Origin of the sequence: Amycolatopsis sp. NPDC051061 (assembly GCF_040682935.1) — a bacterium.
Taxonomy (GTDB): Bacteria; Actinomycetota; Actinomycetes; order Mycobacteriales; family Pseudonocardiaceae; genus Amycolatopsis.
Window position 1 is genome coordinate 1 of record NZ_JBFBBZ010000138.1, and the last position, 1,897, is coordinate 1,897.

Sequence of the window (1,897 nt, forward strand, 5' to 3'; positions counted from 1 at the left end):
GTGGCGCCAACATTGTCATTGGACAGCTCGACAGATGCACCGGTTTATACCAACGATCCAAACTTCCAGATTACTGGAACAGCCACTGACAATGCGCAATATCTGAGTCTGTCAATTAACGGCAGTTCTGTCGCCAGCCAATACGCAGACATCAACATCAATAGCGGCAAACCAGGTCATATGGCTATTGATCAGCCCGTTAAATTGCTCGAAGGCAAAAACGTGCTGACTGTTGCTGTTACAGATAGCGAAGACAACACCACGACCAAGAACATCACAGTTTACTACGAACCAAAGAAAACACTGGCAGCACCAACTGTGACGCCAAGTACCACTGAACCAGCCCAAACGGTGACTCTGACGGCAAACGCTTCCGCAACGGGCGAAACGGTTCAGTATAGTGCTGATGGTGGCAAGACATATCAGGATGTTCCGGCAGCCGGTGTCACGATCACGGCAAATGGCACCTTCAAGTTTAAGTCGACTGATTTATACGGTAATGAATCACCAGCCGTCGACTATGTTGTCACCAATATCAAGGCCGATGATCCTGCACAATTGCAGGCAGCTAAGCAGGCACTGACTAATCTGATTGCTTCCGCCAAAACGCTAAGTGCCAGCGGTAAGTATGATGATGCCACAACGACTGCTTTAGCAGCGGCAACGCAGAAGGCACAAACGGCGCTTGATCAGACGAACGCCTCAGTTGATTCACTTACTGGTGCCAATCGAGACCTGCAAACTGCGATCAATCAATTAGCTGCCAAGTTACCTGCAGATAAGAAGACTTCGCTGCTTAACCAGTTGCAATCTGTGAAGGCTGCGCTGGGAACGGACTTGGGCAATCAAACTGATCCAATCACTGGCAAAACATTTACTGCAGCGTTAGACGACCTAGTGGCACAAGCTCAAGCAGGTACGCAAACGGACGACCAGCTTCAAGCGACTCTTGCCAAGGTACTTGATGCAGTATTAGCAAAACTTGCGGAGGGTATTAAAGCGGCAACACCGGCTGAGATTGGCAATGCTAAAGATGCTGCAACTGGCAAAACTTGGTATGCCGACATTGCTGACACATTGACGTCTGGTCAAGCCAGTGCTGATGCGTCTGACAAGCTTGCACATTTACAAGCTTTGCAAAGTCTGAAAACGAAGGTGGCAGCTGCCGTTGAAGCGGCCAAGACAGTTGGTAAAGGCGACGATACAACCGGTACTAGCGACAAAGGCGGCGCTCAAGGTACCCCGGCGCCCGCTCCAGGCGACACAGGTAAGGACAAAGGCGATGAGGGCAGCCAGCCTAGTTCTGGCGGTAATATCCCAACAAAGCCAGCCACAACGACGTCAACGAGCACGGATGATACGACTGATCGTAATGGTCAACTTACATCCGGTAAGGGAGCATTACCCAAGACAGGAGAGACAACTGAGCGGCCAGCGTTTGGCTTCTTGGGTGTCATTGTGGTCATTCTGATGGGGGTATTAGGATTGAAACGGAAACAACGTGAAGAATAGCCTGTCCATGCGTTGCGTTTAGGGCAGCAGCGTATCGACAAAAAGAAAAGGGCGCTACGATATTTGGAGTTGAGGTTCAAAGTCAAATGGTACTGATGACCGGTAAAATTTAATATTTTGAACCTTGCTTAGGCAGCTGACTTCACATTGTTGAGATCAGCTGCCTTTTGCTTATAGTTCATTGAGTAGAAACGGTTCTGTTGCGAAGTTTGAAAATCAAACGCGCCCTCTCTGAACTCCAAATATCTTAGGCTGTTATTCCCATTAATACCTTGATTTAAGTAGACACTGAAAAGCCGAAGAGCGTTCCATTTCTTCGGTTCTTTTTATATATTCCTCGAAGGGTCTCCATGCCCTTAATCGTGGAAGAGGCTGTACGGAGACT

At 48.7% G+C, this 1,897-nt stretch carries 2 pseudogenes; one reads left to right on the forward strand and one right to left on the reverse strand.

The annotated features are described in order from the left end of the window. A pseudogene (gene prtP, locus AB0N03_RS52210) lies at window positions 1-1,512 on the forward strand (PII-type proteinase); the annotation flags it as partial. A 277-nt stretch (window positions 1,513-1,789) separates the two neighbouring features. Here the strand turns inward: prtP and AB0N03_RS52215 are convergent. Next, a pseudogene (locus AB0N03_RS52215) lies at window positions 1,790-1,897 on the reverse strand (IS6 family transposase); the annotation flags it as partial.